The 23,806-nt window shown below is 61.6% G+C and carries 28 protein-coding genes, 1 tRNA gene and 1 pseudogene; 17 read left to right on the forward strand and 13 right to left on the reverse strand.

What is annotated here, in order from left to right; genetic code table 11:
* The first annotated feature begins 61 nt into the window (after positions 1 to 61).
* The 6 genes from melA (AC07FD_RS22455) to melA (AC07FD_RS22480) all read left to right on the forward strand — a co-directional run bounded on the left by melA (AC07FD_RS22455) (position 62) and on the right by melA (AC07FD_RS22480) (position 9,061).
* On the forward strand, positions 62 to 1,528 hold the full coding sequence (gene melA, locus AC07FD_RS22455) for an alpha-galactosidase (protein WP_478351590.1): 1,467 nt from the start codon (positions 62 to 64) through the stop codon (positions 1,526 to 1,528).
* Positions 1,529 to 1,647: 119 nt separating this feature from the next.
* Positions 1,648 to 3,732: an ABC transporter substrate-binding protein gene (locus AC07FD_RS22460; protein ID WP_478351591.1), complete on the forward strand. Its 2,085-nt coding sequence runs from the start codon at positions 1,648 to 1,650 to the stop codon at positions 3,730 to 3,732.
* 113 nt (positions 3,733 to 3,845) lie between these two features.
* Positions 3,846 to 4,853, forward strand: coding sequence for an ABC transporter permease (locus tag AC07FD_RS22465; RefSeq protein WP_095088651.1), 1,008 nt, complete (start codon positions 3,846 to 3,848; stop codon positions 4,851 to 4,853).
* Positions 4,854 to 5,993: an ABC transporter permease gene (locus tag AC07FD_RS22470; protein ID WP_478351592.1), complete on the forward strand. Its 1,140-nt coding sequence runs from the start codon at positions 4,854 to 4,856 to the stop codon at positions 5,991 to 5,993.
* A gap of 10 nt (positions 5,994 to 6,003) precedes the next feature.
* The gene (locus AC07FD_RS22475; RefSeq protein WP_478351593.1) at positions 6,004 to 7,671 is read left to right on the forward strand and encodes an ABC transporter ATP-binding protein; all 1,668 of its coding nucleotides are present in this window, start codon (positions 6,004 to 6,006) and stop codon (positions 7,669 to 7,671) included.
* Positions 7,672 to 7,690: 19 nt separating this feature from the next.
* Positions 7,691 to 9,061 (forward strand): alpha-galactosidase, encoded by a 1,371-nt coding sequence (gene melA / locus AC07FD_RS22480; RefSeq protein ID WP_478351594.1) that lies wholly within the window; start codon positions 7,691 to 7,693, stop codon positions 9,059 to 9,061.
* A 24-nt stretch (positions 9,062 to 9,085) separates the two neighbouring features.
* On the opposite strand, the gene yacG is transcribed toward melA (AC07FD_RS22480), so the two are convergent.
* The 9 genes from yacG to AC07FD_RS22525 form a co-directional block, all read right to left on the reverse strand.
* On the reverse strand, positions 9,086 to 9,283 hold the full coding sequence (yacG, locus tag AC07FD_RS22485; protein ID WP_478351595.1) for a DNA gyrase inhibitor YacG: 198 nt from the start codon (positions 9,281 to 9,283) through the stop codon (positions 9,086 to 9,088).
* Complete coding sequence (locus tag AC07FD_RS22490) at positions 9,280 to 9,909, reverse strand: Maf-like protein (protein WP_095088645.1); 630 nt, start codon at positions 9,907 to 9,909, stop codon at positions 9,280 to 9,282. The genes yacG and AC07FD_RS22490 overlap by 4 nt, the downstream gene beginning before the upstream one ends.
* 21 nt (positions 9,910 to 9,930) lie before the next feature.
* The gene (infA, locus tag AC07FD_RS22495) at positions 9,931 to 10,149 is read right to left on the reverse strand and encodes a translation initiation factor IF-1 (RefSeq protein ID WP_006200926.1); all 219 of its coding nucleotides are present in this window, start codon (positions 10,147 to 10,149) and stop codon (positions 9,931 to 9,933) included.
* An 87-nt stretch (positions 10,150 to 10,236) separates the two neighbouring features.
* Positions 10,237 to 10,701 (reverse strand): arsenate-mycothiol transferase ArsC, encoded by a 465-nt coding sequence (locus AC07FD_RS22500; RefSeq protein ID WP_478351622.1) that lies wholly within the window; start codon positions 10,699 to 10,701, stop codon positions 10,237 to 10,239.
* Positions 10,689 to 11,174: a UPF0262 family protein gene (locus AC07FD_RS22505; RefSeq protein WP_478351596.1), complete on the reverse strand. Its 486-nt coding sequence runs from the start codon at positions 11,172 to 11,174 to the stop codon at positions 10,689 to 10,691. Before AC07FD_RS22505 ends, AC07FD_RS22500 begins: the two co-directional genes overlap by 13 nt.
* Before the next feature lie 6 nt (positions 11,175 to 11,180).
* Positions 11,181 to 12,473 (reverse strand): histidinol dehydrogenase, encoded by a 1,293-nt coding sequence (gene hisD, locus AC07FD_RS22510; RefSeq protein ID WP_478351597.1) that lies wholly within the window; start codon positions 12,471 to 12,473, stop codon positions 11,181 to 11,183.
* A gap of 7 nt (positions 12,474 to 12,480) precedes the next feature.
* Complete coding sequence (locus AC07FD_RS22515; protein ID WP_457151819.1) at positions 12,481 to 12,915, reverse strand: DUF2948 family protein; 435 nt, start codon at positions 12,913 to 12,915, stop codon at positions 12,481 to 12,483.
* 192 nt (positions 12,916 to 13,107) lie between these two features.
* Positions 13,108 to 14,400: a UDP-N-acetylglucosamine 1-carboxyvinyltransferase gene (murA, locus tag AC07FD_RS22520; protein ID WP_477225412.1), complete on the reverse strand. Its 1,293-nt coding sequence runs from the start codon at positions 14,398 to 14,400 to the stop codon at positions 13,108 to 13,110.
* Between the two features lie 146 nt (positions 14,401 to 14,546).
* Positions 14,547 to 14,789: a hypothetical protein gene (locus tag AC07FD_RS22525; protein ID WP_478351623.1), complete on the reverse strand. Its 243-nt coding sequence runs from the start codon at positions 14,787 to 14,789 to the stop codon at positions 14,547 to 14,549.
* A gap of 93 nt (positions 14,790 to 14,882) precedes the next feature.
* Between AC07FD_RS22525 and AC07FD_RS22530 the strand changes: the two genes are divergently transcribed.
* Positions 14,883 to 15,034 (forward strand) — tRNA-Thr (locus AC07FD_RS22530).
* Positions 15,035 to 15,441: 407 nt separating this feature from the next.
* Here the strand turns inward: AC07FD_RS22530 and AC07FD_RS22535 are convergent.
* The 4 genes and pseudogenes from AC07FD_RS22535 to AC07FD_RS22550 all read right to left on the reverse strand — a co-directional run.
* Positions 15,442 to 15,636: pseudogene (locus tag AC07FD_RS22535) on the reverse strand (MucR family transcriptional regulator); the annotation flags it as partial.
* A 70-nt stretch (positions 15,637 to 15,706) separates the two neighbouring features.
* Positions 15,707 to 16,414 carry a hypothetical protein gene (locus AC07FD_RS22540; protein WP_478351598.1) on the reverse strand — a complete coding sequence of 236 codons (708 nt, stop codon included), beginning with the start codon at positions 16,412 to 16,414 and terminating at the stop codon, positions 15,707 to 15,709.
* Complete coding sequence (locus tag AC07FD_RS22545) at positions 16,411 to 16,716, reverse strand: hypothetical protein (RefSeq protein ID WP_478351599.1); 306 nt, start codon at positions 16,714 to 16,716, stop codon at positions 16,411 to 16,413. Before AC07FD_RS22545 ends, AC07FD_RS22540 begins: the two co-directional genes overlap by 4 nt.
* 318 nt (positions 16,717 to 17,034) lie before the next feature.
* A complete protein-coding gene (locus tag AC07FD_RS22550) occupies positions 17,035 to 17,631 on the reverse strand; it encodes a helix-turn-helix domain-containing protein (RefSeq protein WP_478351600.1) in 597 nt (198 codons plus the stop codon).
* Positions 17,632 to 17,724: 93 nt separating this feature from the next.
* On the opposite strand from AC07FD_RS22550, the gene AC07FD_RS22555 reads away from it, so the two are divergent.
* From AC07FD_RS22555 to AC07FD_RS22600, 10 genes are all read left to right on the forward strand, one after another.
* A complete protein-coding gene (locus tag AC07FD_RS22555) occupies positions 17,725 to 17,961 on the forward strand; it encodes a helix-turn-helix domain-containing protein (protein WP_478351601.1) in 237 nt (78 codons plus the stop codon).
* Positions 17,962 to 18,194: 233 nt separating this feature from the next.
* On the forward strand, positions 18,195 to 18,485 hold the full coding sequence (locus AC07FD_RS22560) for a hypothetical protein (RefSeq protein ID WP_478351602.1): 291 nt from the start codon (positions 18,195 to 18,197) through the stop codon (positions 18,483 to 18,485).
* A 393-nt stretch (positions 18,486 to 18,878) separates the two neighbouring features.
* Positions 18,879 to 19,337 (forward strand): HNH endonuclease, encoded by a 459-nt coding sequence (locus AC07FD_RS22565; protein WP_478351603.1) that lies wholly within the window; start codon positions 18,879 to 18,881, stop codon positions 19,335 to 19,337.
* On the forward strand, positions 19,334 to 20,014 hold the full coding sequence (locus AC07FD_RS22570) for a hypothetical protein (protein WP_478351604.1): 681 nt from the start codon (positions 19,334 to 19,336) through the stop codon (positions 20,012 to 20,014). Before AC07FD_RS22565 ends, AC07FD_RS22570 begins: the two co-directional genes overlap by 4 nt.
* Positions 20,011 to 20,286: a hypothetical protein gene (locus AC07FD_RS22575; RefSeq protein ID WP_478351605.1), complete on the forward strand. Its 276-nt coding sequence runs from the start codon at positions 20,011 to 20,013 to the stop codon at positions 20,284 to 20,286. Before AC07FD_RS22570 ends, AC07FD_RS22575 begins: the two co-directional genes overlap by 4 nt.
* Positions 20,286 to 20,561, forward strand: a complete 276-nt coding sequence (locus AC07FD_RS22580; protein WP_478351606.1) for a hypothetical protein — start codon at positions 20,286 to 20,288, stop codon at positions 20,559 to 20,561. Before AC07FD_RS22575 ends, AC07FD_RS22580 begins: the two co-directional genes overlap by 1 nt.
* Before the next feature lie 2 nt (positions 20,562 to 20,563).
* Complete coding sequence (locus tag AC07FD_RS22585) at positions 20,564 to 20,842, forward strand: hypothetical protein (RefSeq protein ID WP_478351607.1); 279 nt, start codon at positions 20,564 to 20,566, stop codon at positions 20,840 to 20,842.
* 435 nt (positions 20,843 to 21,277) lie between these two features.
* Positions 21,278 to 21,691 (forward strand): Ros/MucR family transcriptional regulator, encoded by a 414-nt coding sequence (locus AC07FD_RS22590; protein WP_478351608.1) that lies wholly within the window; start codon positions 21,278 to 21,280, stop codon positions 21,689 to 21,691.
* An 843-nt stretch (positions 21,692 to 22,534) separates the two neighbouring features.
* On the forward strand, positions 22,535 to 22,711 hold the full coding sequence (locus AC07FD_RS22595; RefSeq protein ID WP_478351609.1) for a hypothetical protein: 177 nt from the start codon (positions 22,535 to 22,537) through the stop codon (positions 22,709 to 22,711).
* 225 nt (positions 22,712 to 22,936) lie between these two features.
* Complete coding sequence (locus AC07FD_RS22600) at positions 22,937 to 23,491, forward strand: BA14K family protein (RefSeq protein ID WP_478351610.1); 555 nt, start codon at positions 22,937 to 22,939, stop codon at positions 23,489 to 23,491.
* Positions 23,492 to 23,806 lie beyond the last annotated feature (315 nt).

The following is a 23,806-nucleotide window of genomic DNA, read 5'->3' on the forward strand; positions in this document are numbered from 1 at the left end:
TGTGGCGGAACCTTTCCTTGTCGTTCCTTGCCTGCCATTCGAACGAAATGAGGTCCGGCAGATGAGTTTCAAAATCGCTATCATTGGTGCCGGCAGCGTTGGATTCACCAAGAAGCTGTTCACCGATATTCTGTGCGTGCCCGAATTCACCGACATCGAATTCGCGCTGACCGACGTCAGCGCGCACAATCTTGAGATGATCAAGGCGATCCTCGACAGGATTGTCGAGGCAAACAGACTGCCGACCAAGGTGACGGCGACCACCGACCGCCGCAAGGCAATCGAAGGCGCACGCTATGTCATCAGCTGCGTGCGGGTCGGCGGCCTCGAAGCCTATGCCGACGATATCAGGATTCCCCTGAAATACGGCATCGACCAATGCGTCGGCGACACGATCTGCGCCGGTGGCATTCTCTACGGCCAGCGCAACATTCCGGTGATCCTGGATTTCTGCAAGGACATACGTGAGGTTGCCGAGACGAACGCCAAATTCCTGAACTACGCCAACCCGATGGCGATGAACACCTGGGCTGCGATCGAGTACGGCAAGGTCGACACCGTTGGGCTCTGCCACGGTGTCCAGCACGGCGCCGAGCAGATCGCCGAGGTGCTGGGCGCGAAGTCCAGGCAGGAGCTCGACTATGTCTGTTCCGGCATCAACCATCAGACCTGGTTCATCGATTTGCGCCTGAACGGCCGCGACATCGGCAAGGACGAACTGGTCGCCGCCTTCGAGGCGCACCCGGTCTATTCCAGGCAGGAGAAGCTGCGCATCGATGTCTTGAAGCGCTTCGGTGTCTATTCGACCGAAAGCAACGGCCATCTTTCCGAGTATCTGCCCTGGTACCGCAAACGGCCCGACGAGATCACGCGTTGGATCGATATGTCCGACTGGATCCATGGCGAGACGGGCGGCTATCTCCGCCACTCGACCGAAACCCGCAACTGGTTCGAAACGGAATATCCACAATTCCTCGAAGCGGCGTCACAGCCGATCGATCCCGAAAAACGCTCCAACGAGCATGCAAGTCACATCCTGGAGGCGCTGGAGACCAACCGCGTGTATCGCGGCCACTTCAACGTCAAGAACAATGGCGTGATCACCAATCTGCCGCAGGACGCCATCATCGAGTCGCCCGGTTTCGTCGACCGCTTCGGCATCAACATGGCCGCCGGCATCACCTTGCCGGAAGCCTGTGCGGCCACCTGCATCTCCTCGATAAACGTCCAGCGCATGTCGGTCCATGCCGCTATCGCCGGCGACATCGATCTGCTCAAGCTCGCAGTATTGCATGACCCGCTGGTCGGCGCGGTTTCAACCCCGGAGGAGGTCTGGCAGATGGTCGACGAAATGGTCGTCGCCCAGGCAGCCTGGCTGCCGCAATATGCCCACGCGGTTCCGGCCGCCAGGGCGCGGCTCTCGACATCCGGGGTCAAGACCCGCGAATGGGCGGGCGCGGCGCGGCGCAGTGTGCGCTCGATAGAGGAATTGCGCGCCGAAAAAGCTGCGCTAAAGCAGGCCGGCTGAAACCTCATACGGTGATGGTGGATCTACGGGAGGCGGATCCACTGCCACGAAGCCGTTTGGATTCGAGGAGAAGCGGAGCAGGTATAAAAGCTCCGGAACAAACAAGAGGGAGAGAGACAGTGAGGAATTTACACAATATCGGTCTTGTTGCCGGACTGGCGCTGAGCGTCTCGGTCTCGGCACTCAATGCATACGCTTCCGAGCCGACGGTTCCTCCGGCGCCGACACCGTTCCCCGCCGAGGGCAAGATCAAATATGTGGCGCGCGACTCCATTCTGGAGTTCAAGGCGCTGCCCGAATATCACGAGCCCGACTGGGTCACTGAGAAATACGTCAAGACCGGCAAGCTGCCGCCAGTGAAAGACAGGCTGCCGAAAGAGCCGCTGGTCTTCAAGACGGGCAACATGCAGGATGGTATCGGCGTCTATGGCGATACCATGCGCCATGTCATTGGCGGCCGGCCGGAGGGCTGGAACTATGGCGCGGGCCAGACACAGGGCTGGGGCGGCATCGACATCGGCCTTTCCGAATGCCTGACGCGCACCGCGCCGCTGTTCCAAGTCGAGGCCAAGGACACCGAACCGCTGCCGAACCTGGCCAGGAGCTGGGACTGGTCGAAGGACGGCCACAAGCTGACCATGCATCTTGTCGAAGGCGCAAAATGGTCGGACGGCGTTGCCTTCAACGCCGACGACGTCATGTTCTACTGGGACGACGAGGTCGTTGATCCCAACGTCTCGCCGTTGAACGGCGCGACGCCGGAAACCTTCGGTGTCGGCACGACGCTGAAGAAGATCGACGACTACACTGTCGAATGGACCTTCAAGGAAGCATTCCCGAAACAGTATCTCTACGCGATGGCCTACGGCACGTTCTGCCCCGGCCCCGCACACATCCTGAAGCCGCAGCATCCGAAATATTCGAAGAACACCTACGACCAGTTCAAGAATGCCTTCCCGCCGGAATTCATGAACATGCCGGTGATGGGCGCCTGGGCGCCGGTGGAATACCGGCCGGACGACATCATCGTCATGCGCCGCAACCCCTACTACTGGAAGGTCGACGAGAAGGGCAACCAGCTGCCTTACCTCAACGAACTGCAGTACAAGCTGTCGACCTGGGCCGACCGCGACGTCCAGGCGGTCGCCGGCTCTGCCGACTTCTCCAATCTGGAGCAGCCGGAAAACTTCGTCGCCTCGCTGAAGCGTGCGGCGGAGGCAAATGCGCCGGCCCGACTGGCTTTCGGCCCGCGGCTCATCGGCTACAATCTGCGCATGAACTTTTCCGCCAATGGCTGGGGCAACCCGGACGAGCGCAGCCAGGCGGTTCGCGGTCTGAACCGCAACGAGGATTTCCGCAAGGCCGTCACCATGGCGTTCGACCGCAAGGCGCTCGGCGACTCGCTGGTCAAGGGGCCATTCACCGCCATCTATCCCGGCGGCCTGTCTTCGGGCACCAGCTTCTATGACCGCGCTTCGACCGTCTACTACCCCTTCGACCTCAAGGGCGCCAAGGCCGAACTCGCCAAGGCCGGCCTCAAGGATACCGACGGCGACGGTTTCGTGAACTTCCCGGCCGGCACCGCCGGCGGCAAGAACGTCGAGATCGTGATGCTGGTCAACAACGACTACACGACCGACAAGAGCCTTGCCGAAGGTGTCGTCGGCCAGATGGAAAAGCTCGGGCTTCGGGTCGTGCTCAATGGCCTCAACGGCACCCAGCGCGATGCTTCCCAATATTCCGGCCGCTTCGACTGGCTGGTCCGACGCAACGATCAGGAGCTGACGTCGGTGGTGCAGAACACCGAGCAGCTTGCCCCGGTTGGTCCGCGCACCAGCTGGAACCATCGCGCACCGGAAAACGGCGAGGTCGATCTGATGCCTTTCGAAAAGGACCTCGTCGACATCGTCAACAAGTTCGTCGCGTCAGAGGACAATGACCAGCGGGCCAGCCTGATGAAAGAGTTCCAGAAGATCTCGACGGAACACGTCTACAATGTCGGCCTGACGGAATATCCCGGCGCGCTGATCGTCAACAAGCGCTTCTCGAACATTCCGCAGGGCACGCCGATCTTCATGTTCAACTGGGCCGAGGATTCGATCGTCCGCGAACGGGTCTTTGTCGCGGCCGGCAAGCAGGCAAAGTATGAATTGTTCCCTGAAGGACTTCCCGGCAAACCCGGAGACAAGGACCCGATGAATTAGGTTTACCTCCCTGACTGAGAGAACTCCGGCCGCGCCGCTGGCGCGGCCGGACAAAGCCAACCTCCGGACGCAACCCAAGGGCGCGATCGGCGAGACAAGGAAGCGGACCGTCCATGCTGCGATTCCTGCTCATGCGCATAGCGTCGGCAATACCGGTCCTCGCCATTTTGAGCCTGGTCACCTTTGCCATCATCCAGGCGCCACCTGGTGACTATGCCGACTACATCCGTTCGCAGCTGATCAACCAGGGCGGCGCGTCCTTCGCCGAGGCCGATGCGCAGGCCCAGGCCTACCGCGTCGAACACGGCCTCGATAAGCCGCTGCCCGTCCAGTATCTCAACTGGATCGGCGGAATCATTACTCGCGGCGATTTCGGCTACAGCCTCTACTACAACAAGCCGGTGGCCGATGTCGTCGGCGAGCGCCTGCCGAGAACGCTGCTCCTGGCGCTGGTCTGCCATCTGCTCGCGTCGGTGCTGGGCATCACGTTCGGCATATGGGCGGCGACAAGGCAATACACGTGGATCGACTCGACGCTCTCGGCCATCGCCTTCCTCGGCATGACCGTCCCGCGCTTCCTGATGGCGCTGATCATCGTCTATCTCCTCGTCTTCCAGTTCAACCTGTCGGAGATCGGCTCATTCTTCTCGCCGCAATATGGCGGCGCGCCATGGTCTTGGGCGAAGTTCGTCGACCTGGTCAAGCATGTCTGGCCGGTGGTGGCGATCGCCACTTTCGGCGGCCTCGCCTACAATATGCGCGTCATGCGCGGCAATCTGCTGGATACGCTTAACGCGCAATATGTCGAGACGGCGAGAGCCAAGGGCCTGACCGGTAGCGCCGTCGTCATGCGGCACGCCGTGCCCAATGCGCTGCATCCACTCGTCATGTATCAGGGTGTGGTGCTGCCCTACATGCTCACCGGCGAGATCGAGACGGCGATCATCTTCGCGCTGCCGACCGTCGGCCCGGCGATCGTCGGTTCGATGGCGGTCGGTGATGTCTATGTCACTGCCACCTTCATGATGGTGCTGTCGGCGACACTGATCGTCGGCAACATCATCGCCGACATGCTGCTCGTCCTGCTCGACCCGCGCATCCGCCAATACGGAGAGAGCTAGATGCTGGCCCGCGATCCATCACCTCCACCGCTGCCGGCGGAAGGACCTATCGTCGCCAAACCGGCGCGCGGCAGTGAGAGCTATATCGCGCTCGTCTGGCGTCGGTTGAAGCGCTCCTGGACCGGCATGGCCGGGCTTGGGCTCGTCGTTCTGTTGCTGGTGATGGCCGTGTTCGCCGAATTCCTGGCGCCGATGGACCCGAAGGCGACCGATGTCGGCTTCGCTCCGCCGCAACTGCCCTCCTTCCACGACAAGGACGGCAATTTCGTCGCGCGGCCACGGGTCTATGCGCTGGCCGATTCGGCCGACCTCGATCCGGTCACCTTCCAGCCCGTCGTCGGCCCCGACTACGACCATCCGAGACTGCTTGGCTTCTTTGTCGAAGGCGCGCCCTACAAGCTCTTCGGGCTGGTCCCGGCGGACCGGCATTTCTTCGCCTCGATGGACGGCCAGCCGGTGCATTTCCTCGGTACCGACAAGTTCGGCCGCGATATCCTGTCGCGCGCCATACATGGTTCGCGCGTCTCGCTGATGATCGCGCTGACGGTCGTCTTCATCATCACCGTCATCGGCACCACCGTCGGCATGGTTTCCGGCTATTTCGGCGGCCGGTTCGATATCTGGATGCAGCGCTTCGTCGAACTGGTGCTCGCCTTCCCGCAGCTGCCGCTCTATCTTGCGCTGACGACGCTGATCCCCGTCACCGCGCCGACCAATGTCTTCCTCGCCTTTGTCATCGTCGTCATGTCGGCGCTGGGCTGGGCGCAGATGTCGCGCGAGGTGCGCGGCAAGACGTTGGCGCTGGCGCGCATCGAGTATGTGCGCGCCGCAATGGCGGTCGGCGCCACCGACCGGCGCATCATCCTGCAGCACATCTTGCCCAATGTGATGAGCCACGTGATTGTCGCCGTCACCTTGGCGATCCCGACGGTGGTGCTGCTCGAATGCTTCCTCGGGTTCCTCGGCTTTGCGGTCAAGCCTCCGCTGATCTCGTGGGGCCTGATGCTGCAGGACACAGCGACCTATTCCGTTATCGGCACCTATCCCTGGATCCTGTCGCCGGTCGGTTTCGTGCTCGTCACCGTATTTGCCTTCAACGCGCTGGGCGACGGCCTGCGCGATGCCGTCGATCCGTATTGAGGTGGCTGGGATGACCGTCGCACTCGCCGAATCCTTCGCCCCCACCGTTCGTCATGACCATGGCGGGCGCCAGGACCAGCCCATCATCGACGCCCGCAACATCGAGGTCGCCTTCAAGGTCGAGCACGGCGTTGTCGAAGCGGTCAAAGACATCTCGTTCCAGCTCTATCGCGGCGAGACGATCGCCATCGTCGGCGAATCCGGTTCCGGCAAGTCGGTGACGGCGCGCGCCGTCATGGGGCTGCTGTCGCGCCGGGCCACCGTGTCGCCGAAATCGAGCATCTGTTACGATGGCCAGGACATCCTGAAATTCCCCGAGAGCGAGCGGCGCAAGCTGCGCGGCAACCGCATCTCGATGATCTTCCAGGAGCCGATGAGCTCGCTCAACCCGATCTATACGGTCGGCAGCCAGATCGTGGAGGCGATCCGGGTGCACCGCAAGGTGAGCCGCAGGCAGGCCTGGGCACGGGCGCTCGAACTCTTGCGGCATGTCCAGATTCCCGAGCCGGAGGCGCGGCTCAAACAGTATCCGCACCAGCTTTCGGGCGGTCAGCGGCAGCGCGTAATGATCGCCATGGCGCTGGCCAACGATCCTGACGTGTTGATTGCCGATGAGCCGACCACCGCGCTCGACGTCACCGTCCAGGCGCAAATCCTGAACCTGATCCGCAATCTGCAAAAAGAACTGCGGATGGCGGTGATCCTGATCACCCACGATCTCACCGTGGTGCGCAAATTCTCCGACTATGTCTACGTCATGCAGCGTGGCGCGATGTGCGAGCACAACGTCACCGAACGGCTGTTTGCGGACCCACAGCATCCCTACACGCAGCGGCTGCTCGCCGCGGAGCCGCGTGGGCGTCCGCAACCGCTTCCCGAGGGCAGCGGCGCCATCCTCGAAGCGAATGATGTGCGCGTCTGCTTCATGCTGCGTCACGGCAGTTTCCTAAGGCCGGACTGGCGCGAGCTGGTCGCCGTCGACGATCTCGGCCTCAAACTTTGCCGCCATGAGACGCTGGGGCTTGTCGGCGAATCCGGTTCCGGCAAGACCACATTCGGCCAGGCGCTGCTGAGATTAATCGACACCAAGCGCGGCGAAATCCGTTTCGACGGCCAATCGATCCAGGGCCTGTCACGCAACGAGATGCGGCCACTGCGCGCGCGCATGCAGATCGTTTTCCAGGATCCTTTCTCTTCGCTCAATCCGCGCATGACGATCGGCCAGATCATCGAGGAAGGGCTGGTCGTCAACAGCATAGGCGCGACGCGGGCCGAGCGGGTCGACCGGGTGCGCGAGGCGCTGGTCAGTGCCGGCATGCCGGGCGATATCCTGTCGCGGTTCCCGCACGAATTCTCGGGCGGTCAGCGCCAGCGCGTCGCGATCGCCCGCGCCATCGCGCTCGAGCCCGAATTCATCCTGCTCGATGAGCCGACATCGGCGCTGGACCTCTCCGTCCAGGCGCAGATCATCGACCTCCTGCGCAAGCTGCAGGACGAGCGTGGCTTGAGCTACCTGTTCATCTCGCACGACCTCAAGGTGGTGCGCGCGCTGTGCCACCGCGTCATCGTCATGCAGCACGGCAAGATCGTCGAACAGGGCCCCGTCGACGAGGTCCTCACCAATCCCAAGACCGCCTACACCGAACGGCTCGTCAGGGCCGCTTTCGATGTGGCTTGAACATATGCCGGAGGTTAGCGTGGCAAGAAATCCCAAGATCACATTCATCGGCGCCGGCTCGACGGTGTTCATGAAGAACATTGTCGGCGACGTGCTGCAGCGGCCGTCGCTTTCGGGCGCGACGATCGCGCTGATGGACATCAATCCGCAGCGGCTCGAAGAGAGCGCCATCGTCGTCAACAAGCTGATCACGACGCTCGGCGTCAAAGCGAAGGCCGAGACCCATTCCGACCAGCGCAAGGCGCTGGCAGGCGCCGACTTCGTCGTCGTCGCCTTCCAGATCGGCGGCTATGAGCCCTGCACGGTCACCGACTTCGAGGTGCCGAAGAAATACGGCCTGCGCCAGACGATCGCCGACACGCTTGGCGTCGGCGGCATCATGCGCGGTCTGAGGACCGTGCCGCATCTGTGGAAGATCTGCGAGGACATGCTCGCCGTCTGCCCGCAGGCGATCATGCTGCAATACGTCAACCCGATGGCGATCAACACCTGGGCGATATCAGAGAAATACCCTGAGATCAGGCAGGTCGGGCTCTGTCATTCGGTGCAGGGCACGGCAATGGAACTGGCGCACGATCTCGACCTTCCCTACGAAGAGATCCGCTATCGCTCGGCCGGCATCAATCATATGGCCTTTTACCTGAAATTCGAGCATCTCCAGCCGGACGGTTCCTACCGCGACCTCTATCCCGATCTCGTGCGCGCCTATCGCGAAGGCCGCGTGCCCAAGCCGGGCTGGAATCCGCGCTGCCCCAACAAGGTGCGCTACGAGATGCTGAATCGGCTGGGCTATTTCGTCACTGAAAGCTCGGAACATTTCGCCGAATACACGCCCTATTTCATCAAGGAAGGCCGCCCCGATTTGATCGAGAAATACGGCATTCCGCTCGACGAATATCCCAAACGCTGCATCGAGCAGATCGAGCGTTGGAAAGACCAGGCGCAGGCCTACCGCTCAGCCCAGCGGATCGAGGTCGAGGAGTCGAAGGAGTATGCCTCCTCGATCATGAACTCGGTGTGGACGGGCGAACCCTCGGTGATCTACGGCAATGTCCGCAACAATGGCTGCATCACCTCGTTGCCCCGCGATTGCGCCGCCGAAGTGCCGTGCCTGGTCGATGCCTCAGGCGTCCAGCCGACTTATATCGGCGACCTGCCGCCGCAATTGACCGCGCTGATCCGCACCAACATCAACGTGCAGGAACTGACGGTGCGGGCGCTGATGAGCGAGAACCGCGAGCACATCTACCATGCGGCGATGATGGATCCGCACACCGCCGCCGAACTCGATCTCGACCAGATCTGGTCACTGGTCGACGATCTCCTCGCCGCTCACGGCGACTGGCTGCCGGCCTGGGCACGTGTGGGGCGCAAGACCGAGGCGGCTTGATGAGCCGCTCCCGGCAGCCTGGCCTCATTTTTGATCGTCGGCGTCCGTTTCTTCCTCGTCGTCGCGAGCCCGGATGACGTAGGCGCCCTTCAGCCAGCGGTTGAGGTCGATGTCCTTGCAGCGCGTCGAGCAGAACGGATAGGTCTCGCGCGCCGAGGGCTTGCCGCATTCGGGGCAGGGGCGCCTCGGCCGCAGCGGCGTGACCTTGTCGTCCAGGCTCACAGCCGGGCTCCCACTTGCCACCCGCGATGCACCTTGAAGCCTTCGCCGGCAAGCAGCGCCACTGTCTCGTAGAGTGGCAGGCCGACGATGTTGGTGTAAGAGCCGACCAGCTTGACGACGAAGGCGCCGGCGAGACCCTGGACGGCATAGCCGCCGGCCTTGCCGCGCCATTCACCGGAGGCCACGTAGGCGTCTATTTCCTCGCGCGGCAGCCGCTTGAAGCGCACCCGCGTCTCGACCAGTCGCTGGCGCAATTTGCCGCCCGGCGTGATCAGGCAGATGCCGGAATAGACCCGGTGCGAACGGCCTGACAGCAGCCCGAGGCAATTGGCGGCGTCGTCGAGGGTTTCAGCCTTGGGCAGGATGCGCCGCCCGACGGCGACCACCGTATCGGCGGCCAGCACGAAGCCAGGCGCATAGTCGGCCTCGGCCGTCAGCGAGGCGAACGCCTTCTCGGCCTTTTCCTTCGACAGCCGCTTGGCCAGAGAGCGCGGATGCTCGGCGCGCAGCGGCGTCTCGTCGACATCGGCCGGCAGCACGCGGTCCGGCTCGATGCCGGCCTGCTGCAAGAGCTCGATCCGGCGCGGCGAACCCGAGGCAAGCACCAGCTTCTGCAAAATGCTCATCGCGGACCAGTCGGGCTTTGCTTACTTGAAACGATAGGTGATGCGGCCCTTGGTCAGGTCGTATGGCGTCATCTCGACCAGAACCTTGTCGCCGGTCAGCACGCGGATGCGGTTCTTGCGCATGCGGCCGGCTGTATGGGCGATGATCTCGTGTTCGTTTTCGAGTTTCACCCTGAACATCGCGTTGGGCAACAATTCCGTCACGACACCCGGAAACTCGAGGACTTCTTCCTTCGGCATTCGATACCTTTGCTTGGATGGTAGTTCCAGCGCCCTGGCCGGAATTTCGGCGGAACCTATATGATAAACGCCCGCTTGTGAACACGCTTAATCCGTCTCGTTTTTTGCTTCTGGAAGCAAAAAACGTCGACCTATGCGCGCTTTCAGCCGCTCGCGTACGTCGCGATAGCTGGCCATGATCTGTTCGCGCGTGCCGGCGGCGTCGGTCGGGTCCGGCGTCGGCCAGTATTCGACCTCTACGGCGAGCGAGCGGGTGAGTTCGAGCGCCGCGTGGTGTGCTTCCGGCGCCAGCGTGACGATGAGGTCGAAATAGTCGTCCTCGAGATCGTCCATCGTCCTTGGGTGACGCTCGCCCAACGACAGCCCTTCCTCGGCCAGCACGGCATCGACGAACGGATCGCGCTCGCCGGCGCGAACGCCGGCCGAGGCGACGAAGACAGTGGCCGGCAGCGCCCGCCGCGCCAGCTGTTCGGCCATTGGCGAGCGCACGGCGTTCATGCCGCACAGGAACAGGATCGAGCGGGGCAGGGCAGCCAGGGCTAGCCCCGCCAGTGCAGCACGCAGACCAGCGTGAACAGCCGGCGCGCCGTATCGAAATCGATGTCGATCTTGCCGGCCAGCCGGTCCATCAGCGTTTGCGAGCCCTCATTGTGCAGGCCGCGGCGACCCATGTCGATCGCCTCAATATGGCTCGGCGTCGAGGAGCGGATGGCATCGTAATAGCTTTCGCAGATCATGTAGTAATCCTTGACGATGCGCCTGAGCGGCGTCAGCGACAGGATGTGGGTGACGACGGCAGCCCCGTCCTCGCGCGCCACGGCAAAGACCAGGCGCTGCTCGGCCAGTGACAGCTTCAGCCGGTAGGGGCCGGCGCCGTTGTCATTGACGGGTTGAAAACTGTTCTCCTCGATCAGGTCGAAGATCGCCACCGCACGCTCATGCTCGACATCGGGCGTCGAACGGCCAATCGATTCATCGAGTTCGACATCGATCAGCCTGGCGTGGGTTTGATCGGAGTCCGACATGGCGGCCTACATGTTCAGCCGTATGGCGACGGAGCGGCCGTGCGCATCGAGGCCTTCCGCCTTGGCGAGCGCAATCGCCGCCGGCGCCAAAATCCGCAACTGCTCCGGTCCGAGCTTCAGGATCGAGGTGCGCTTGACGAAGTCGAGCACGGACAAGCCCGACGAGAAGCGCGCCGAGCGTGCCGTGGGCAGCACGTGGTTGGAGCCGCCGACATAGTCGCCGATGGCCTCCGGCGTGTGGCGGCCGAGAAACACGGCACCGGCATTGCGCATCCGCGCCAGAAACCCTTCGGCATCGTCGATGGCGAGTTCGACATGTTCGGCGGCGATGCGGTCGACCAGCGGCAGCGCGGCGTCGATCGTCGCGACCTCGATCACCGCGCCGAAATCGCGCCAGCTCGCCGCTGCCGTCTCGGCGCGCGGCAGGCTCTGCAACTGGCGTGCGACGGCTAGTTCGACGGCACGACCGAAGGCCGGATCCTCGGTGACCAGGATCGACTGCGCCGACGCGTCGTGCTCGGCCTGGGCCAGCAGGTCGGCGGCGATCCAATCCGGATCGTTGCTGCCGTCGGCCACGACGAGCACTTCCGAAGGCCCGGCGATCATGTCGATGCCGACCGTGCCGAACACCTGGCGTTTGGCCGCTGCGACATAGGCATTGCCGGGTCCGACGATCTTGTGGACCGGCTTTATGGTCTCGGTGCCATAGGCAAGCGCTGCAATCGCCTGGGCGCCGCCGACCCGGTAAATCTCCGACACGCCAGCGATATCAGCCGCCACCAACACCAGCGGATTGATGATGCCGCCGGGCGCCGGCACCACCATGACGATGCGCTCGACGCCGGCCACTCTCGCCGGGATGGCGTTCATCAGCACCGAGCTTGGATAGCTCGCCGTGCCGCCCGGCACATAGAGCCCGACAGCCTCGATCGCCGTCCAGCGCCAGCCGAGCTCGACGCCGGCTGCATCCGTATAGCGATCATCCCTGGGCCGCTGCCGCTCATGATGCGAGCGGATACGGTCGCGCGCGAATTCCAGCGCCTCGATCGTCTTAGGGTCGGCGGCCTTGTAAGCCCGGGCGATGTCGTCCTTTGATACGGCAATGCCGAGACTTCCGAGGTCGGCGTGGTCGAATTTCCTGGTGTAGTCGATCAGCGCCGCGTCGCTCTCGGCGCGCACGCGCGCGATGATGTCGCGCACCGCGGCATCGACATCGGCCGACACCTCTCGCTTGGTCAAAAGGAAGGCGGCGAAACGCTGCTCGAAATCGGCATCGGACTGACGAAGCGTGATGGCCATCGGACGCTCAAGCCTTGTGGACGGGACGCGAGGTGGCTTCCCACGCGCCGCCGATGTCGGCAAGGCGGGCCTCGATGCACTCGACATCGAGCATGATGGTGCCGCCGCCCGAAAAGATCAGCTCGACGATACCGGCCGGCTTGCTGATCTCGATGAAACTGACCGCCAAAAGCGACAGGACCTCGGCCGGCTTGTCGCGAGCAATGCCATTGGTCTTGGCGCCGAGCACGCGGTCGAAATGCAGCACCGCCTGCCGCCGCTCATTGTGCTGGCGAAACAGGCTGGATTTGGCCTCCCAGACAAAGCGGTTCATGGTCAGCACGAAACGCTTTGCCGAAGGCAGAAACTCGAGGTCCGAGACCTTCATCACGGCATCCTGGACATGGGCCGAAACGATGCTCAGATCCTGGTCGTCGAGTGCGATAAGCTTAAGGGCGGTCATGCGGATTTCGCACCTGAAGGTTGATTGTTCAGCCTTCTGTTAGAGCATGATCCCGAAAAGTGGAAACCGGTTTTCGCAAAAGATCATGCTCAGACAGGAATCTGGAGCCTCATCTCGACCTTAATCGAGATGAAAGGCTCCAGGCGGGTCTTTCCCGTCCGCGCAACCGCGCCGCGAGGCCTGGCGATTGGCCTACGCGGAAATCCGCTCGATCACCGCGCCGCAATTGGACAGCTTTTCTTCCAGCCGCTCGAAGCCGCGGTCGAGATGGTAGACGCGGTTGACCGTGGTCTCGCCTTCAGCCGCCAGTCCGGCGATCACCAGCGACACGGAGGCGCGAAGATCGGTCGCCATGACCGGCGCGCCCTTCAGCTTCGGTACGCCGTCGACGATCGCCGTCTGGCCCGAAAGCGTGATGTGGGCGCCGAGCCGGGCCAACTCCTGCACATGCATGAAGCGGTTTTCGAAAATCGTCTCGGTGATGCGCGACTTGCCCTTGGCCATGGTCATCAGGCCCATGAACTGCGCCTGCAGATCGGTCGGGAAGGCCGGGAATGGCGCCGTCGTCACATCGACCGGCGAAATGCCGGCGCCGTTGCGCCTGACGCGAATGCCGGAATTGGTCGGCGTGATCTCGGCGCCGGTCTGCGAAATCACGTCGAGCGCGGTCTGCAGCAGTTCGGGGCGTGCGCCTTCCAGCACCACATCGCCGCCGGTCATGGCCACGGCCATGGCATAGGTGCCGGTCTCGATACGGTCGGGGATGACGCGCACGCGGGCGCCCGACAGCGATTCGACGCCATCGATGGTGATGGTTGGCGTGCCGGCGCCGGAAATCTTCGCGCCCATGGCATTGAGGCACTCGGCGAGGTTGACGATCTCGGGCTCGCAGGCGGCGTTTTCAAGCACCGTCTCGCCCTTGGCCAGCGACGCCGCCATCATCAGGACGTGGGTGGCGCCGACCGAGACCTTCGGGAACACGTAGCGGTTGCCGACAAGTCGGCCGTTCCGGGTCTTGGCGATGACGTAGCCGGTGTCGACGTCGATATCGGCGCCCAGCACCTGCAGGCCTTCGAGGAAAAGATCGACCGGGCGCGTTCCGATGGCGCAACCGCCCGGCAGCGACACCTTGGCCTCGCCCATGCGCGCCAGCAGCGGCCCGATCACCCAGAACGACGCCCGCATCTTCGACACCAGCTCGTAAGGGGCCGTGGTGTCGACGATGTTGCGGGCCGAGAAATTGATGGTGCGCGAATAGCCCTCATTCTGCTTCTCGCGGCGGCCATTGACCGAATAGTCGACGCCGTGATTGCCGAGGATGCGGATCAGCTGCTCGACATCTGCCAGATGCGGCACGTTTTCCAGCGTCAGCGTGTCGTCGGTCAGGAGCGAGGCGATCATCAAGGGCAGCGCCGCGTTTTTGGCGCCCGAGATCGGAATGCTTCCGGCAAGCTTGTTGCCGCCGACAATTCTGATGCGATCCATGGAAGAACGTCCCTCTCGGCCAAAAAAGCCGGTTCAATCGGTTGAGTATCGGCCCCTCTAGACCATTGGCCAATCTGGTTCAAGAAATTAGCCTGGTTCAAGAAATAGGATTTCCTGATATCTGAACCAAGAGTGGCCGATTTGAGTTAATCTTTTTGCATTTCCTTCGCCGAGCCGAGCCCGTCCGGTCGTTGGTCGGCTTCGCCGATACGCCGCGAGCGCGACTGCGCCTTGCGTTTCTGCAGATTGGCGCGCAATTGCTCCGCGAGCCTGTCCTTGCGGTTCGTACCGCCTTTTTTCAGTGGAATTGTCTTGTCGTTCATTGTCGCGCCCCGGCCGGCGACCAGCCAGCCGCTATTCAGGGATAGCCAACATTGTGGCGCCGCCATGTCATCAAAAGCGATCCGGCAAAGGCTTTCACAGAAGCGTTGCACTTGGCCTTGCGCTTGCCGGTTCGATATGGCAGAAGCCCCGCCATCGGCGGCTGCGGTAGCTCAGTGGTAGAGCACTCCCTTGGTAAGGGAGTAACCAACATGGCACCACGCGATTTTCCCAAGGTAATTCAGCACGTTAGCCCCCTCAGGCCTTTCGGCTGGTGTAAGGTCTCGGTGCCGATTTGGTTCCGTTGTCACCATTCGCAGATTTGCGCGGTTTCTTCTTCCCGAACACCTTGTCGATGATCCCCTTGCCGGTGTCGCCATGGGCATAGTGGTCCATGAGCAGCTTCTTGGTCTTCCAGCGCCCCTTCGTTGCCGTGGTAGCGATGTCGACATTGTTCCTGACGATCATTTCGGTTGCGAAACTGTGGCGCCCGGGCTGGTGGGTCCCGAGATAGGGGAGGTCCGCCCTTTTGCAGATGCGGCGGATATCCTTGTAGATCGATGCTCGACCGATAAAGCCGAACAGCCGTCCGTTCGGCTTTTTCCCGCCGCGCCCGGTGTCATCCTGGCGCTTGCGGTGCTTGCCCCATAGGAGAAGCCGAGGTGCAGGGGATCGCCCTTCGCGAGCCGTTCAACGACGGTGCCGACTTTCATGGCTGGCCTACTGGAAAGCGCGGCGGGAGCCGTTGCTTGTCCGGATCGGCACCTTCCCGTGGCGGCCGAGCCCCGACGACTTTGCCAGCGCCGACCGTGTCGCCGAGTAATTCGGTGCGACCATCGGATAGTCGGGCGCCAAGCCCCATTTGGCGCGGTAGTCATCCGGGTTCAGGCCAAAGTCGGTCCGCAGGTGGCGCTTGGCCGCCACTTCACCGGCGGGCCGAGCACCTGGGCGCCGTGATCAGGAAGGATTGCGATCCGGCCAGCCATCAACTTGCACTCGGCGGGATGAGCGCAGCCAGCCGCCGCGCCTTGATCCGGTCGGCCAGCTGGCGGCTGCTGTCGTCGCCCTGAAACCGCGCCGCCACGTCGAACTCGGTCCAGACCTCTTCCACGCCCGCCGCGGATCGCGCGCCGGCAAGCGCCGTCTGGAAGTCCTCGAAGAACTTGCCGAAATTGAACGCTCTGCCTTCGCCGTAATCGAAGGCCTCGGCCTCCTGCTCGCCAGCTTCTGCGCCGTCGTGCTCGCTTGCCATATCCATGTCGAGTCCGTTGTCGGGGTTCGGGTCGATGTCGGAAGGCGCATCCGGGCTCGGCGGCGTGGGTGGCGACGGTGGGGTGAGCCTTGCCGTGGTCGCGGGTTCGTCGCTGTGCTCGATCACGTCCCCGGCGATCTCACGAGCCTCGAACTCGTCGCGGATACCGCCAAGGACATCGCCAAAAAGCTCGCGCAAACAGAAGCCACCCGCGCGCCATTGCTTCATCCGCTTGGGATGACGAAACCAGGAGGAATCGTTAGGGACATCGCCCCATTCCTGCTTGCCGTTCTTCCACACCTTCCCGCGCCGCGTGGGGCGGTCGTCCCACAGGCCAGCCTGCTTGGCGTCAGCGACCGAATAGGCTTCGACCTTCATTTCTCCCGTGTCGGCGCGCACCGCCTTGCACCAGCCGATGGTGCGCTCGTCGACCGTGTTCACGCGCCGCCGGCCAGGACCGAGTGATAGAGCGCTTCGGTGATCGGGCTGCGGCAGGCATAGTTCCAGACGCGGTCCGCCTCGACCTCCTTGCCGTCCTGCAGGCAGATCGTCTTGCCCGACGGATCGTGCCAGATGGCAACGGGAACCAGCGGAGCGTCCTTGAACGGACGGTTCCTGAAAAATCCTGACTCCGGGCTATCAGCCGAAGGGCCGAGCAGGAGCAACTGTTCGCGTGTCAGTTCGCGGCAGTCGCCACCGGCCAGCTTCAAAGCCTGCCTCCACCAGCTGTAAGGGTCTGTCATGTTGTCCTTCCTTTGGTCACACGTGAAACCATTTTGGCACCACAAAGGGCACGACCAAGCGGTCGCGGGTGCGGTCTGCTGTTTATGTTGGGAGAACCCGGCCGAACTGGCGCTGGAGGTGTGGGAGTGGGTTACCACCAGTCCGGCCGGGAACGCGCAGATACTCAACACCAGACCGCGAGCCGTGATGGGCAAATACAACCAGGGGAAACTGGGCCATCGGTCTAGCGATCCTTCTGCGTAAAGTGATCGTAACCAATTTGGTTCGCATTGCAAGGGTGTAGCCGAAATGGTTACACCCTTGCAAAAAAAATCAGGTCAGAGGGTGGATATCCGGAGCCGCGCACGGCCAATGACCTTCAATTCCCCCGGTGCGACGGTCTCATCGGTCGATGCCGGGTTGTCGCTATGGACCTGGACGGTGCCTGCCGTGGTGGGCGAAAGGTATCGCCACTGCACCGCGCCAGCGATATCGAGCGCATAGATGCCGGGTCGATTAGGGACGTTGTCGTCCAAGTCGATGACAAGCGCATCACCTTTGGTGACGACGCCGTTGGCCTGGTAGGAGTCGACCATCATGAACCGGAGGTTGTGGCCGGATGCGTTTGGCAGCATTCGGGTCAGAAACTCGGTCTCAATGGCGATACCGGGCATTTCGGGTCTGGGAGCATCGCCGCTGGCGATCTCAAAGACGTTTTTGAAGCGACTGAGGTCGACGCGCGCCAGCTCGGGAAATATGAGGTCCTGAGGGGTGCATTTCAGCACCGGCGCAATCTTCGCCGCCCATTCGGATGAGAGCTTTCGCTTGCCATCCTCCAGGCGGCCCAGCTGCTGGCGCGTCGTGCCAATCCGCCGTGCCAGCTCGGATTTGCTGATCCCAACTTTCTCTCGGAAGAGCTTGATTCCGTTCCTCATGTGATGGCGGTAGCTCAAATTGATTCACAGCGGTACTGCGCCAGATTGGTTACAATCATTGACGTGTAACCAGAATGGTGCCAGAAACCGCCCATGGAAAACCTTCATCCCCTAAAGAAGTGGCGCGAAGAGCGTAATCTGAGTTCTGCCGACCTCGGTCGGCAGATCAACTGCACGCGGCTGTCGATCGATCGCTATGAGGCCGGTCGGATGCCGAAGCAGCCCTTCCTGGACCGCATCGTCGTTATGACCGACGGCGCGGTGACGGCAAGTGACTGGTTGGGCAAGGAGGCCGCTGATGTCGTTGCGAAGCGACAGGCTTCGGCTTGACCAGAGGTACAATCAACAAGGTTCCTCGTTCCGTCCGAAGGCGGTCGGCACGTTCAACAACTCCCCAAGCCGCGAGCCCAAGCGGTATCCAGGTATCATCGTCAGACGTCATGTTGGCAGCCCCCTTGCTCAGGTGGCGACAATGACGCGGAAAGTGTTGGAGGTGCCCGACAGGGCATCCGAGAAACCCGACGGGTTGTCGTTTTCCTTCTCCTGTTTTTCGTGAGGAATCGATGCAAGACATAGCGGAAGAGCTACAACAGGTGGTCTTTAAGGCCGCCGGCACTATCAAGGCAGGCATGGGCATCAAGGCCCAGATCAACGCTGCCTGTGACAACCTTGGCTATCCGCGCGGCTTCTGGCGCGTTCGGGAAGCCTGGTATGGCGAGGCGTCGAACTGGCGCGGCAAAGCCATCTTCGATCTCCTCGGCCGGTACAACCGGCTCTGTCAGAAAGCCGGGTCCACGCTGGAGCCGGCCAACGACCCCTTGGCAAATGCCGCCCGATCCAGAGAGCAGGGGTGATTATGCCAGAGGCTGCTAACTTAGTCTTGATTTCCTCCGGCAATCACTTGGTCTTATGTCAGCCACGCAATGTTTCAGTATGAAACATTCCGGAGGAATTTACTAAAATGAAGCAGACTGACGACTGGCCGGCAGTAAACGGGGAAGTAAAGGCTGTGATGGCCCTTTTTTGCCAAACGGCCAGAAGCATCGGAGCCTCCGCAGCGGAGCGAGCGGCAACGGTGCATCTGGTCGCGGCGGCAGCATACCTGGGTGAAACTGTCGGCCCTGCCATGGCTAAGCAAATCCTATCGGCGGTGTTGTCGTCGATCGGATAGGACTGAACTAAGACACTGAACGGCAATACCATTTGTAACTTGTAGGATTGCCGCTCCTCACGGTTGAGAGAGCGACATGACCAGATTGAACTATCTGAACGCCGAAGCTGTCGCGCTCTATGAGTGCGATGGTTTCGAGCGCTTTATCTGCAAAATATGCAACCAGCCCGGTTTCGTCGAAAGCGAATATGAGGCGCGTTGCGTCTGTTCCGGCTGCGTGAAAATGCTCGCGCATGCCTTCCTCATGAAACATTCCGGCGAGCCAGATATTCGCTTTGCTCCGAAGGGTGAGTATGACGCCTATTGGGCGGAGCGCGATCGTCGAAAGAAGGCTGGCAAACAGCCAATTCCTTTCAAAGTGCGCAGACAGGTTCTAGAGCGGGACCGCTATCGCTGCCAGGAATGTGGAGACCATCGCGACCTGCAGGTTGACCACATCTTCCCGGAATCAAAAGGTGGCACCATCGACCTGAACAATCTGCGCTGCCTCTGCAAGCCCTGTAATGTCAGGAAGGGCGCGAGGGTTGCGGCATGACCATTATCACAAGGAAGCGCCAGGATAGCTTCGCCATCGTCCCAAATGCCATCGCCAACGATGAGCGCCTGACCTTCGAAGAGCGTGGCGTGCTGGTCTATCTGCTGGCCAAGCCGCACGACTGGAACGTCTCGGTCGTTAACCTGCAGAAGGTCGGCGGCATCGGTCGCGACAAGGTATACAAAATTCTCAAGAACTTGGCGCTAGTCGGCTACATCAATCGCACCCGTGTTGTCGACGAAAACAAACGTGTCGTTCGGTACGACTATGACGTCCATGACGATGCGGTTCCCGATCGCCTCCCCGTGCCACTTCCGGAAAAGCAGGAAGCGGCCATGCCACCAACGGAAAACGAGGAAGTGGATGCGCCACTTCCTGAAAAGCCAGTTACTGGAAAGCCAGGTCCTGAAAATCAGGACACCTATAAAGAACCTATTCAAACAATAATCCCCCTAACCCCCCTGACGGGGGGGATAGATGGTCTTTTGGAAAAAATGATTTCGGCCTGGCCTCAGGAACACCTCGGCAAGCGAGACGTCGCCGAACGGGAACTGTTTGCCCTCCCAGGGGACAGCCGCATGAACCTCGCCTGGTTCGTCTGGGAGCAGAACATCGTCGGGGAATATGCCGGGCCGACGGTCATCAATCGCGTCGACTGGAAAGACTACCAGCCGTGAGCGATGTCAAACTTCGCGGCGAATGTTCCCATGCAGAGGTCGGCTTCTGCCCTCTCTACCACGCCGCCCACATTCGTGCCGGTCTCGGTTGCGACGATGGCGAGCTGGGGCACGGGTCGTGCGCGGTCGCTCGAGGCGTCAGCTATGCCCGCAACGTCGAACTATTGAAGGTCAAGTGCCCGGCACTCGTCGAGCAGCTCGCCTGGCGAGAAGACGCCGAGCGCGCGGCCATGCAGCGCAAGCGCAATCTCCTACTGAACGGGATCCACTGATGAACCATTTCGCGGGCTTCACCACGCCGGTCGTCGGCGGTCACCATGCGATGCTGCGCTTCGCAGAGGACGGCAGGCCTGAACCGGTGCTCGCCGTTGGTGGCAAGCCTTTGGTCTTCGCGACCGAGCTCCAGGCGTGGAAGGCCGTCACCGAGAACCTGTTGCGCTACATCAATGGGCATATGAGGCGCGATGGCGAAACCATCACCAGCGCCCGCGACGCCGCCGAGCGCGTCTTCAGCAAGGGCCGGATGATACCGGTGGAGCATCGATAGCCATGACGCCAAAGAAGGGTTTCAGCGAGGGCTGGGCAACGAGGCGCGCCGACGGGACGCCTCACTATTTTCGCCGCGATGGGGTCGGTCTCGCCCGCTCTCTCTGTGGTGCGCAAGACGCGCCCGCCGGTTGGCTCTCGATGGCCATCAATTCTCGCTGCTGCGAACGATGCGCCAGGCTGAGGGATAAGGAACTCGCGACATCGGCTGCCGTGCCGCCAGAGGCGGGCAAGGACGAGCGAGGCGACCAGCGGATGAGTGATGGGAAGGCCGGCGACTGACGCGCGCTGGCGGGCTTCTACCCTCGACAAAAAAACGGGGCAGCGGAGACCAAGCCGCTGTCCCTCCCTACCACAGCCGCCGGCCAGAGCCGGCGGTGCGGATTCTCACATCAGCATCGAAGAACGCCCATCAGGGCACTCGGAGCCAGGACCAAGCGTCAGGCTGCCGCCGGCGAGCGCAAAGAAAACCCGGCATTTTCCCGACCGACGGATAGCGTCTATCATCGGGACTGGCGCCGCTATATGGGACGCGGTGCCGGCCGCCTCTAGCGGGGACGCCAGTGCCGCTTCTTCTTCACCGTGAAATGGTTAGGCAATTGCCTCTTCAACTGACGCAAAAAGCGGCGCTGTAACCGACCGATTGCCCTTCCAATCAATCCACAATATGGAGTGGCCACAACCTTGGAGGAAACGCGTTTGTCAAACGAAACTGACTTGATCGAACTGACTGCCGATATTGTTTCGGCATATGTGAGCAACAACCCGTTGCCCGTTACTGCTCTGCCGGAGCTGATCGCCACCGTTAACTTAGCATTGTCTCAAGTGGGCCAGCCAGCAATCGAATATGCGGCAGCGCTCACCCCTGCAGTCAATCCGAAGAAGTCCGTGTCGCCGGATTTCATCATCTGCCTGGATGACGGCAAGAAGTTTAAATCGCTCAAGCGGCATTTGGCTATGCTGGGGATGACTCCCGATGACTACAGGGCCAAATGGAGCTTACCGCACGACTATCCGATGGTCGCGCCAAACTACGCAGCGCAACGCTCAGAGCTGGCAAAGGCGATCGGGCTTGGTCGCAAGGCTGCCCCGGCCAAGAAGCCTGCGGCGAAGCGGAAGGCGAAGGCGTAATAATCGCCAGGGCGCGCTTCCCTGGCGACAAAGATCTGATCCCATATGCGGCCCTGACCGCCGTTTCCCGCCGTCGTCGTCTTTGACCGCCTGATCGTCAAGTACTCCCTTCGGGGAGCCGGCTTGCGCGCTAGCGTAGCGCCTCGTTGCCCCTCAGATGTTCCTCTCGATATGAGCCTCGATCGGATTTGGGCGCCGTAGCTCAAATCTTTTAGCTGCCATAAAGGTCAGCACGATAGCGGCAGCTATCGATGCAATGACGGTGGTGGTAAGGGCTACACTTCTCACTATCTTCACTCACCGCTGCTTCACCTTCGGCGTGATCTCCTCGGGTTGTCACCGGCTTGTCGGTCATCTCTTTCCCCCCGCTGAAAGCCCGCGCCGCTTGCGGGCTAGCGCGGGCCGATCAGGAAGGACACCCGATCTTCGGCAGGCGATGGAGGGCACCGCCTGCCGCAAGCGAGAATATTTAGAAGTCGCTAATCTTCCGTCAACCCCGCTTCTTTGCGGCCCTATGCTCGGCGATAGGCGTCAGGAAACGGGTGGCGATGGCTATTGATCGGCTGGACACTGGGAGGCTGCCAGGACGCGCGGGAAGCGTGCCCGCGCCCATTTGCAGCGGACGCGGGCCGACCAAGGTCATGCCGAACGTTGGCCAGCAGCCGAACCGGCCGCCGGCGACTTAATTAGGGGCCGCTGAAATGGTTCCAACAAATGCAAGGCTATAGGGCGTTTCCTGCCGCCGCGGTTTACACCGCCGAAGCGCCCCGCGCGCTCCAGGGAACAGTTTCCAGCCTCGCGCGTTTCTGTCGCTAGGCGGAATGCGTTGAAGGCGGCATCGTCATGCAAAAGATCAACGACACCGAAAAGCTGGTTAAGCACCTTGATGAGAGGGAGCGGCAAAGCCTCATCCGCATTAAAGAAGCTCAGGAACTCATCGAGCAGAACTGCCGGCTGACAAAGAATGCCCGCGAAATCATTGCGCGCGCGTCCGATCTGGCCGCCGCGCTTGGCAGGTAAGGCTCGTGGCCTAGAGGATACGTGATCACACCATGTTCTTTTGGAGTACCTTAGGCAATTTGCATATGCGGCGGACCTGATGGACCGCTCGGCTGGCGCCTCTTGTGTCAGCTTCTTGTGACGTGCAGACTGGCGCGGGCTCATCCAAGTCCTGGGAACTATTTTGCATCAACGACGTTTGGTGGGTAGCCAGAAATAGTGCCCAATTAGCGAGAGGACTTGATCATGAAGTTCTTATCCAGCATAGCGGCCGCCTTGATATCAGCGTTAGCGCTAACGAGCACCGTTCCAGTTGATGCCGCCCCGATTCTCGTGCCTCAGGTACAAAGCGCACAGCCCGATGTCATCCAAATTCGGAGCGCCAGATGGCGCAACAATTCTTGGGGAGGTAGCCACTACGGGCGACACGGGGGTCACTATGGCCACGGCTACTATGGGCGTGGGTCCGGCGGCTATGACGACTTCTTTCCAGGAGGACTTATCACCGGAGCCGTGATCAGCAACGGCTACTACGGTGGTGGCTACTACGACGGGGCCTACGGCGGCGGGTATTATGCTGATCCGTACTACGGCGGTGGCTATTACCGCCCTGTGTACTACCACAGGCACTACTACCATAGGCATTATTATCACCACAGGTACTATCACCACGGGTACTACCATCACTACAGGCCCTACTACCACCACGGGCACTACTACCACCACTACGGGCAATACCATCACTACGGGCACTACTACCACCACGGGTATCACCATCGTAGGCACTACTACCGCTACTGAAATACGACAGGCTTATCGCGCTCGATGACCAGACCGCTGACGCTATGGTGAGCGCGGTTGGCGTAATCCGTTCTAGGCTGGAACCTGGCTGAAAGGGGGATCGCCGGATCCCTATAGTCCAGACCCCATCGAAATACGTATTTGCGCTATTCCGGAGGAGGACTCATGGCCCGGCGGCGCGGAGATTCGACTTCCTCCCGATAGCGAGGCATGATGGGGCTGCGGTGTTCGGGGGGACGCCTATGGCTTGGTCAAGATATCCACCTAAGAAGGTTCGCCGACCGGCGAGACGTTCGGTCTTTCGAGATCCGCAAT

Source organism: Mesorhizobium waitakense, assembly GCF_056431085.1.

Excerpts from the sequence above, each read along its gene's own strand:
- melA (WP_478351590.1), top strand. The coding sequence starts at position 62 with ATGAGTTTCAAAATCGCTATCATTGGTGCCGGCAGCGTTGGATTCACC.
- AC07FD_RS22465 (WP_095088651.1), top strand. The coding sequence starts at position 3,846 with ATGCTGCGATTCCTGCTCATGCGCATAGCGTCGGCAATACCGGTCCTC.
- AC07FD_RS22470 (WP_478351592.1), top strand. The coding sequence starts at position 4,854 with ATGCTGGCCCGCGATCCATCACCTCCACCGCTGCCGGCGGAAGGACCT.
- AC07FD_RS22475 (WP_478351593.1), top strand. The coding sequence starts at position 6,004 with ATGACCGTCGCACTCGCCGAATCCTTCGCCCCCACCGTTCGTCATGAC.
- AC07FD_RS22490 (WP_095088645.1), bottom strand. The coding sequence starts at position 9,909 with ATGAGCATTTTGCAGAAGCTGGTGCTTGCCTCGGGTTCGCCGCGCCGG.
- infA (WP_006200926.1), bottom strand. The coding sequence starts at position 10,149 with ATGCCGAAGGAAGAAGTCCTCGAGTTTCCGGGTGTCGTGACGGAATTG.
- AC07FD_RS22505 (WP_478351596.1), bottom strand. The coding sequence starts at position 11,174 with ATGTCGGACTCCGATCAAACCCACGCCAGGCTGATCGATGTCGAACTC.
- hisD (WP_478351597.1), bottom strand. The coding sequence starts at position 12,473 with ATGGCCATCACGCTTCGTCAGTCCGATGCCGATTTCGAGCAGCGTTTC.
- AC07FD_RS22515 (WP_457151819.1), bottom strand. The coding sequence starts at position 12,915 with ATGACCGCCCTTAAGCTTATCGCACTCGACGACCAGGATCTGAGCATC.
- murA (WP_477225412.1), bottom strand. The coding sequence starts at position 14,400 with ATGGATCGCATCAGAATTGTCGGCGGCAACAAGCTTGCCGGAAGCATT.
- AC07FD_RS22525 (WP_478351623.1), bottom strand. The coding sequence starts at position 14,789 with ATGGCGGCGCCACAATGTTGGCTATCCCTGAATAGCGGCTGGCTGGTC.
- AC07FD_RS22545 (WP_478351599.1), bottom strand. The coding sequence starts at position 16,716 with ATGACAGACCCTTACAGCTGGTGGAGGCAGGCTTTGAAGCTGGCCGGT.
- AC07FD_RS22550 (WP_478351600.1), bottom strand. The coding sequence starts at position 17,631 with ATGAGGAACGGAATCAAGCTCTTCCGAGAGAAAGTTGGGATCAGCAAA.
- AC07FD_RS22555 (WP_478351601.1), top strand. The coding sequence starts at position 17,725 with ATGGAAAACCTTCATCCCCTAAAGAAGTGGCGCGAAGAGCGTAATCTG.
- AC07FD_RS22560 (WP_478351602.1), top strand. The coding sequence starts at position 18,195 with ATGCAAGACATAGCGGAAGAGCTACAACAGGTGGTCTTTAAGGCCGCC.
- AC07FD_RS22565 (WP_478351603.1), top strand. The coding sequence starts at position 18,879 with ATGACCAGATTGAACTATCTGAACGCCGAAGCTGTCGCGCTCTATGAG.
- AC07FD_RS22570 (WP_478351604.1), top strand. The coding sequence starts at position 19,334 with ATGACCATTATCACAAGGAAGCGCCAGGATAGCTTCGCCATCGTCCCA.
- AC07FD_RS22580 (WP_478351606.1), top strand. The coding sequence starts at position 20,286 with ATGAACCATTTCGCGGGCTTCACCACGCCGGTCGTCGGCGGTCACCAT.
- AC07FD_RS22585 (WP_478351607.1), top strand. The coding sequence starts at position 20,564 with ATGACGCCAAAGAAGGGTTTCAGCGAGGGCTGGGCAACGAGGCGCGCC.
- AC07FD_RS22595 (WP_478351609.1), top strand. The coding sequence starts at position 22,535 with ATGCAAAAGATCAACGACACCGAAAAGCTGGTTAAGCACCTTGATGAG.
- AC07FD_RS22600 (WP_478351610.1), top strand. The coding sequence starts at position 22,937 with ATGAAGTTCTTATCCAGCATAGCGGCCGCCTTGATATCAGCGTTAGCG.